The sequence below is a fragment of the Actinokineospora sp. genome (genome assembly GCF_050699995.1).
In the GTDB taxonomy this organism is placed as follows: domain Bacteria; phylum Actinomycetota; class Actinomycetes; order Mycobacteriales; family Pseudonocardiaceae; genus Actinokineospora.
Genome location: NZ_JBOHGC010000321.1, coordinates 1 through 6,541, shown reverse-complemented (window position 1 = coordinate 6,541; position 6,541 = coordinate 1). Strand labels below are relative to the sequence as shown.

Below are 6,541 nucleotides of genomic sequence, written 5' to 3'. Positions count from 1 at the left end.
GCGGGCATCGGCGTGTTCGCGACCGGCGGCCTCGGCGGCGTCCACCTCACCCTCCCGCGCGGCGCGGCGGCCTGGGACGTCTCCGCCGACCTGGACGTCCTGTCCACCACACCCGTCGTCGTGGTGTGCTCCGGCGTTAAGTCGGTGCTCGACATCGCCGCGACCGTCGAGGTCCTGGAGACCCGCTCGGTTCCCGTCCTCGGCTACCGCACCGACGCCTTCCCGGCGTTCTACCTGCGCGTCTCGGCCTTCCCGGTGCCGTGGCGGGTCGACACCCCCGCGGACGCGGCCGCGGTGATCGACGCGCACCGCAGGCACGTCCCCGGCGGCGCGGGTGTGCTGCTGGTCAACCCGATCCCAGTGGAGCACGAACTCGACCGCGAACTGCACGACCGGCTGCTGCAGGACGGCATGGACCTGCTCAAGCAGCGCGACATCCGCGGCAAGGACGTCACCCCGGTGCTGCTCGAGCACTTCCACACCGCCAGCGAGGGCGCGAGCCTGAACGCCAACGTCGAACTGGTCGCGGACAACACTCGCGTGGCGGCCGAGGTTGCTGTCGAGTTGGCCGTCGAGTCGGCTCAGTCCCGCCGGTAGAGCCGCGCCACCACGTCCTCGATCTGCGGTTCCCGCACGGACAGGTCGCGCAGCGGCACGGCCTTGGCCAGCGCGGCGACGACCTCGCCCGCGGTGGTGCCGTTCAGCTCCAGCGTGACCCGCCTGCCCTCGACCGACACCACCGAGGCGCCGGGCAACCTGACATCAGCGGGCCAGTCGGCGTCGAGGTCGGCGACGATGGTCCGGCGCGAGCCGTAGCGGGTGTGCAGGGCGTCGAGGGCGCCGTCGTGGACGACCCGGCCGTGGTCGATCACGACGAGCCGCTTGCAGAGCTTCTCGATGTCGGCGAGGTCGTGGGTGGTGAGCACGACGGTGGTGTCGCCGCGCTGGTCGAGTTCGCCGAGGAACTCGCGGACGGCCTGCTTGCTGAGCACGTCGAGCCCGATCGTCGGCTCGTCGAGGAACAGCACCTCGGGGCCGTGCAGCAGGGCCGCGGTCAGCTCACCGCGCATCCGCTGCCCCAGGGACAACTGGCGGACCGGGGTGCGGGCGAACTCGGCCAGGCCCAGCAGGTCGGTGCATCGGGCGAGCCGGGCGGCGTGGTCGGTGGCGGGAACCTGGTAGATGTGCCGGAGCAGCTCGAAGGACTCCGCCAGTGGCAGGTCCCACCACAGCTGGGACCGCTGGCCGAACACGACACCGATGCGCCGGGCGAGCGTGGTGCGCTTGGCGACCGGTTCGAGCCCGCACACCCGCACCTCCCCCGCGCTGGGCGTCAGCACACCGGTGAGCATCTTGAGCGTCGTGGACTTCCCCGCGCCGTTGGGCCCGATGTAGCCGAGCAGCTCGCCCTTGCGCACGGTGAGGTCGACGCCGTCCACCGCGGACACGACGTGCCGTTCTCGACGCAGCCTGCCGATCTTGCGGTTGACCGTGAAGTCCTTGCGCAGACCCGACGCTGAGATGATCATGACCCCGTACTCCGGTAGTGGCGGACGCCCGTGCGCCAGAACAGGGCGGCGAGCCCGGCGGCGGTCAGCGCGATGACCGGCGAGCACCAGCGCAGCCAATCCGGGGCGCCGAGCGGGTCCGCGCGGTCGACCAGTGCCAGCATGGGCAGGTAGGCGACAAAGCCGAATCCCAGGGCGCTCGCGAAGACCGTGCGGAACCAGCCACCGTACATTGTGGACGGATAGGCGCTGAAGTCCCTGCCGCCGTAGGTGAACGCGTTCGCCATCTCGCCGGACTCCACCCACCAGAAGGCCACGGTGGAGCCCGCGATGAAGAAGCTGCCGAAGAACACCGCGCCCGCGACGGGCGCGCCGACAGCGTACACGGCCCGCGCGAGGTCCCAGTCGATGTCGGCGATGGCCAAGGCCACGACGTAGAGGACGAGCCCTTGCACCGCGCGGCCGACCCGGCGGGGTGCGAAGTTGACCGCGAGCAGTTGCCACAGGGCCGAGAGCGGGCGCAGCAGCAGCGTGTCGAACAGGCCGGCGCGGACGTAGTCGCGCAGCTTGTCGGCGTTGCCGACGACCAGGTCGGCGACCGCGAAGGCGCACGCCGACAGCGTCGTGAGCAGGAAGACCTCCGTGCCGCCGAACCCGCCCAGGCTGCCCGCGACCGAGAACAGGACGAACACCGTGGCCAGGTCGAGCCCGTTGATCACCACGCTGCCGATGACCTCGACCGCGAACGACGTCCGGTACTGCGTCTGGCTGCGGATCTGCGCGCGAAGCACGTGGCCGTACACCGCCGCCCTACCCACCTTGGATCACCAGCTTCGCGACCGCCCTGGACTGCACGACCCGGCACGCCCAGAGCAGCAGGACCGCCCAGAACAGCTGCAGGGCGAGGATCTCCGCGCCGCCGCGTTCGACCACGATGTCGAGCGGGCCCTGCAGCAGGGACGGGAACGGCGTGCCGATCCACAGGAAGGTGCTGAGCCAGTCCGGCAGCAGGGTCAGCGGGAAGTACAGGCCACTGCCCACTCCCGAGAGGAACACCCAGAACATCGATACGCCCCGGATGTCGAGCAGCCAGAACGCGGTCAGTCCCACCAAGTAGCGACACGCGAACCCGACCACCACCGCGAGCACGATCGACACGGCGAACAGCGCATAGGTGACGGCGCGCTCGGGAACGTAGAGCTCGAAGGCGAGAGCGCCGACGACGAGCGGCGCGGCGAAACGGGTCAGCATGGCGAATCCGGCCCGGCCGAGGTCGGTGCACAGGTATGTCCACAGTGGATCGATGGGCCGCAGCAGGTCGGCGGTGATGTCGCCGGAGCGGACCCGGTCGGCGAGGTCGAGCATCGTCCAGCTGTTGACCACGGCGAGCATCCCCTGGCCGAGCCACACGTAGCTCGCCAGTTGCGGTCCGGTGTACCCCGAGATGCCCGCAGCCGTGCCCGCCGCGACAGCCAGCAGCACATAGCAGCGGAGGAACCCGAAGACCGAGTTGGTGAAGATGCCCGCGACGGTGGCCTGCCGGTAGGTGGCGTAGCGGCGGAACCCGGCGCCCGCCAGCGCCCAGGAGGCAGACAGCATGAACCGACCTCCTCGAGGGGTTCGGCGGCGGGATGGCGGGACTGGTTTTCTACCGTAGACACGATCATCGCGCGACCCATTAACGCAGGAGGAAACGCATGGCGGTTCGACCGGCAGTCGTGGTCGTGGGTGACGCGGCGCTCGATGTGGTCGCGCGGCACTCGGGTCCGATCGCCCACGGCGACGACACCCGGGCGCGGATCTCGCTGACCATGGGCGGCGCCGGGGCGAACACCGCGGCCTGGCTCGCCTTCCTGGGGTGTGACACCACCCTGGTGTCCAACATCGGCGACGACCCGGCGGGCGCGCAGGTGCGGGCCACCCTGACGGCGGCGGGTGTGCGCTGCGAGTTCACCGTCGACCGCGAAGCCGCCACCGGCTGCGTCGTGGTGCTCGTCGACGACTCCGGCCAGCGCAGCATGCTGCCCGACCGGGGCGCCAACGCCCGGCTGCGCACGGCCGACCTCGACCTCAGCGGCAAGCGCCACCTGCACCTGTCCGGTTACGTCCTGCTCGACGCGTCCTCGCGCGAAGCGGGCCTCGACGCGCTGGCCGCAGCCAGAGCCGCGGGACTGACGACCTCGGTGGACCCGCAGGCAGCCGCCCTCATCGACGACCCGGCGGCGTTCCTGCAGTGGGTGCGCGGCGTCGACCTGCTCCTGCCCAACCGGGAGGAACTGTGGAACCTGACCGGCTCCGGCGACGCCCGCGACCTGCTGAGCACGGTGGGCGCGGTCGTGGTGACCGACGGCCCGCTGGGCGCGTCCTGGGTCTCACCCGACGGAGTGGAGTCGGTGACCGCTCCCCCGGCGCCGTGCGTCGACACCACCGGTGCGGGCGACGCGTTCGACGCGGGACTGATCACCGCGTGGCTCAACGGCGCCTCGCCGAGGGACGCGCTGCTCGCAGGCGTCGCGGCGGGCTCCGACGCGGTCGGCCGGGTGGGCGCTCAGCCGTCGATCACGTGACGGTCGGACGTCTCGATGGCGCCTTCGTCCCGCTGGAACCGGTTGACGTCCTCGGTCCGGCGCGGCGGCCGGTCGTTGGCGATGAGGACCGCGACCCACGGCAGCGGGATCGACAGCACCACGAACCCCAGTGCCAGCCACCACGTCTCGTGGAAAATGCCCGCGAGAAGCAGACATGGGATGCGCAGCGCCATCATGACCATGTACTTGCGCTTGCGCGCGGCGAACTGCTCTTCGTACGACGGCTGGGCCTCGGTGATGAGAACCGGGGTGTCGTCCCGCTCGGCGCCTTTCACGACACCACCTCCACACCCCATCCTCCCACCGACGGGACGCAGTTGCGCCATCCGGGTGGAAGTCGGTGAGTATTCGTTGACGCCCCGGTAGAAACAGACGCATGACGGTTCAAGGCGTCGAATTCCTGCCGGAATCACGGCGGGACTGGCAGGACACCCCGGCGGAGCGCAGGCGCCACGCGGTGACCGAGGCCAACCTGACCCGCCACCTCGACGGGCCCCAGCGGGTGCTCGACGCGGCGGGCGGCACCGGGCGCGACGCCGTGCGGCTGGCGCTGCGCGGCCACGACGTCACCGTCCTGGACCCGGCAGGAGCCACGCTGACGACGGCGATGGCGTGCGCCGATGACCACGGGGTCGCCGACCGGGTGCACGTGGTGCAGGCGATGGCCGAGGACGCCCCGGAGCTGTTCGGCCCGCACGACTTCGACGTCGTGCTGTGCCACAACCTGCTGCAGTTCGCCGACGACCGGGTCGGCCTGCTGCGCGCGCTCACCGCGCCGCTTCGCGAGGGCGGCCTGCTCTCGGTCGTCGGACCGGCGAGCGGGGCGCTGTTCGTGTGCTCGGCGGGCGACGTGCTCGACGACCTGCGCACCGCGGGCGCGGAAGTCCTGGCGCACTACGGCGTGGACGTGCAGAGCGGCCACCCGCTGTCCTACTTCCAGATCATCGCCCGCAACGTTTGATCTTGTCCGCCCGCGCGGCCCCGCGCGGCCCGTGCGAGCATTCCCGGGTGCTTCCGCGTCTGACCGACCAGTTCTGCGACCGCCTCCGGGACACCCTGCGGACCAGCGGGTTCGACGCCGACGGGGTGGTGGCGGTCCTCGGCGACGAGGCGCACGCCGCCCTCGGCCGCTTCGAGCCCGAGCCCGCCCGCCGGGCGACCCGCGGCGGCTCCCCGCTCGACACCCTGATCCGGCTGTTCCTGGTCGGTGACCCAGCGCCGCGCGCGAAAGCCGAGCAGGCGCTCGGCGACGTCGACGAGGCGGCTGCGGCGGGCCTGGTGCGCGTCGACGGCGACGACGTGCGAGCCGCCCTCGACCTGCGGCCCTACGGCGACGAGCAGGGCAGCTGGTGGGTGCTGGCCGACCTCGGCGACGACCGGCTCGGCAGGCCGGTCGCCACCGAACACGTCCTCGGCATCGGCCACGCCTCGCTGAGCCTGGCCCGCGCGACCATGCGCCGGAAGGTGGGCTCGGTGCTCGACCTGGGCACCGGGTGCGGCGTCCAGGCGCTGCACGCGTCGCGCCACGCCGACCGGGTCACCGCCACCGACCTGTCCGAGCGGGCCCTGGCCCTGGCGGACGCGACGTTCCGGCTCAACGACCTCAGTGTGGAGACGCTGCGCGGACCGTGGTTCGAGCCGGTCGCGGGCCGCAAGTTCGACCAGGTCGTGTGCAACCCGCCGTTCGTAGTCGGGCCACCCCGAGTGGACTTCGTCTACCGCGATTCGGGTCTCGGCGGCGACGACGCCAGCGCGCTCGTCGTGCGCGGCATGCGCGGCGTGCTGGCCGACGGCGGGGTGGGCCAGCTGCTCGCCTCGTGGCTGCACCGGCGCGGCGAGGACTGGGGCGACCGGGTCGCGGGCTGGCTGCCCGACGAGGGCCTCGACGCGTGGTTCGTCCAGCGCGACGTCGCCGAGCCCGCGCTGTACGTGGGCACCTGGCTGCGCGACACCGGGGTCGACCCACGCTCCCCGGAAGGCTCGGCCAAGGCGTCCGCGTGGCTGGACTGGTTCGAGGCGAACGACGTGGTCGGCATCGGATTCGGGTTCGTCACCCTCCGGGCCACCGACAGCGACACCGAGGTGGCCTGCGAAGACCTGCGCCACGCCTACGACGACCCGTTGGGTCCCGAGACCGGCGCCTGGCTCGACCGGGTCGCCTGGCTGCGGGCTCACCAGGATCCGATCGCGCTGCTGTCGGCTCGGCTGGTCGTGCCGCCGACGGTCGTGCTGGAGCAGGTGTCGGAGCCCGGTGAGAACGGCTGGTCGGAGCTGGTGCGCAGGCTGCACCGCACGGACGGCCCCGGCTGGCAGCAGGAGACCGACGAGCTGGTCACGGCGCTGCTGGCGGGCTGTCGCGGGCGGGTGCCGCTCGGCGAGCTGCTGGCGCTGCTGGCGGCGGGCAACGGGCTCTCCACCGACGAGGTCGTCAACGCGGCGCTGCCG

The 6,541-nt window shown here is 72.0% G+C and carries 8 protein-coding genes; 4 read left to right on the top strand and 4 right to left on the bottom strand.

Translation table 11 applies throughout. The features are described 5' to 3' along the window. The coding region (locus ACRDSQ_RS15765; RefSeq protein WP_431421940.1) for a pseudouridine-5'-phosphate glycosidase at nt 1-597 on the top strand (597 nt) is incomplete at its 5' end. On the opposite strand, the gene ACRDSQ_RS15760 is transcribed toward ACRDSQ_RS15765, so the two are convergent. From ACRDSQ_RS15760 to ACRDSQ_RS15750, 3 genes are read right to left on the bottom strand one after another with little or no spacing between them, the layout of a single operon-like run. Next, nucleotides 582-1,529 carry an ABC transporter ATP-binding protein gene (locus tag ACRDSQ_RS15760; protein WP_431421938.1) on the bottom strand — a complete coding sequence of 316 codons (948 nt, stop codon included), beginning with the start codon at nt 1,527-1,529 and terminating at the stop codon, nt 582-584. The two genes, ACRDSQ_RS15765 and ACRDSQ_RS15760, sit on opposite strands and share 16 nt — an antisense overlap. Beyond that, on the bottom strand, nt 1,526-2,326 hold the full coding sequence (locus ACRDSQ_RS15755; RefSeq protein ID WP_431421937.1) for an ABC transporter permease: 801 nt from the start codon (nt 2,324-2,326) through the stop codon (nt 1,526-1,528). The genes ACRDSQ_RS15760 and ACRDSQ_RS15755 overlap by 4 nt, the downstream gene beginning before the upstream one ends. Next, nucleotides 2,319-3,107, bottom strand: coding sequence for an ABC transporter permease (locus ACRDSQ_RS15750; RefSeq protein ID WP_431421936.1), 789 nt, complete (start codon nt 3,105-3,107; stop codon nt 2,319-2,321). The genes ACRDSQ_RS15755 and ACRDSQ_RS15750 overlap by 8 nt, the downstream gene beginning before the upstream one ends. 98 nt (nt 3,108-3,205) lie before the next feature. Between ACRDSQ_RS15750 and ACRDSQ_RS15745 the strand changes: the two genes are divergently transcribed. Next, on the top strand, nt 3,206-4,075 hold the full coding sequence (locus ACRDSQ_RS15745; RefSeq protein ID WP_431421934.1) for a carbohydrate kinase family protein: 870 nt from the start codon (nt 3,206-3,208) through the stop codon (nt 4,073-4,075). Here ACRDSQ_RS15745 and ACRDSQ_RS15740 read toward each other — a convergent pair. Beyond that, nucleotides 4,057-4,392 (bottom strand): DUF3099 domain-containing protein, encoded by a 336-nt coding sequence (locus ACRDSQ_RS15740; protein ID WP_431421932.1) that lies wholly within the window; start codon nt 4,390-4,392, stop codon nt 4,057-4,059. The two genes, ACRDSQ_RS15745 and ACRDSQ_RS15740, sit on opposite strands and share 19 nt — an antisense overlap. Nucleotides 4,393-4,472: 80 nt before the next feature. Between ACRDSQ_RS15740 and ACRDSQ_RS15735 the strand changes: the two genes are divergently transcribed. Further along, nucleotides 4,473-5,057 carry a class I SAM-dependent methyltransferase gene (locus tag ACRDSQ_RS15735; protein WP_431421931.1) on the top strand — a complete coding sequence of 195 codons (585 nt, stop codon included), beginning with the start codon at nt 4,473-4,475 and terminating at the stop codon, nt 5,055-5,057. A 47-nt stretch (nt 5,058-5,104) separates the two neighbouring features. After that, nucleotides 5,105-6,541 (top strand): DUF7059 domain-containing protein (locus ACRDSQ_RS15730; RefSeq protein ID WP_431421930.1); only part of this gene is annotated, 1,437 nt, incomplete at its 3' end.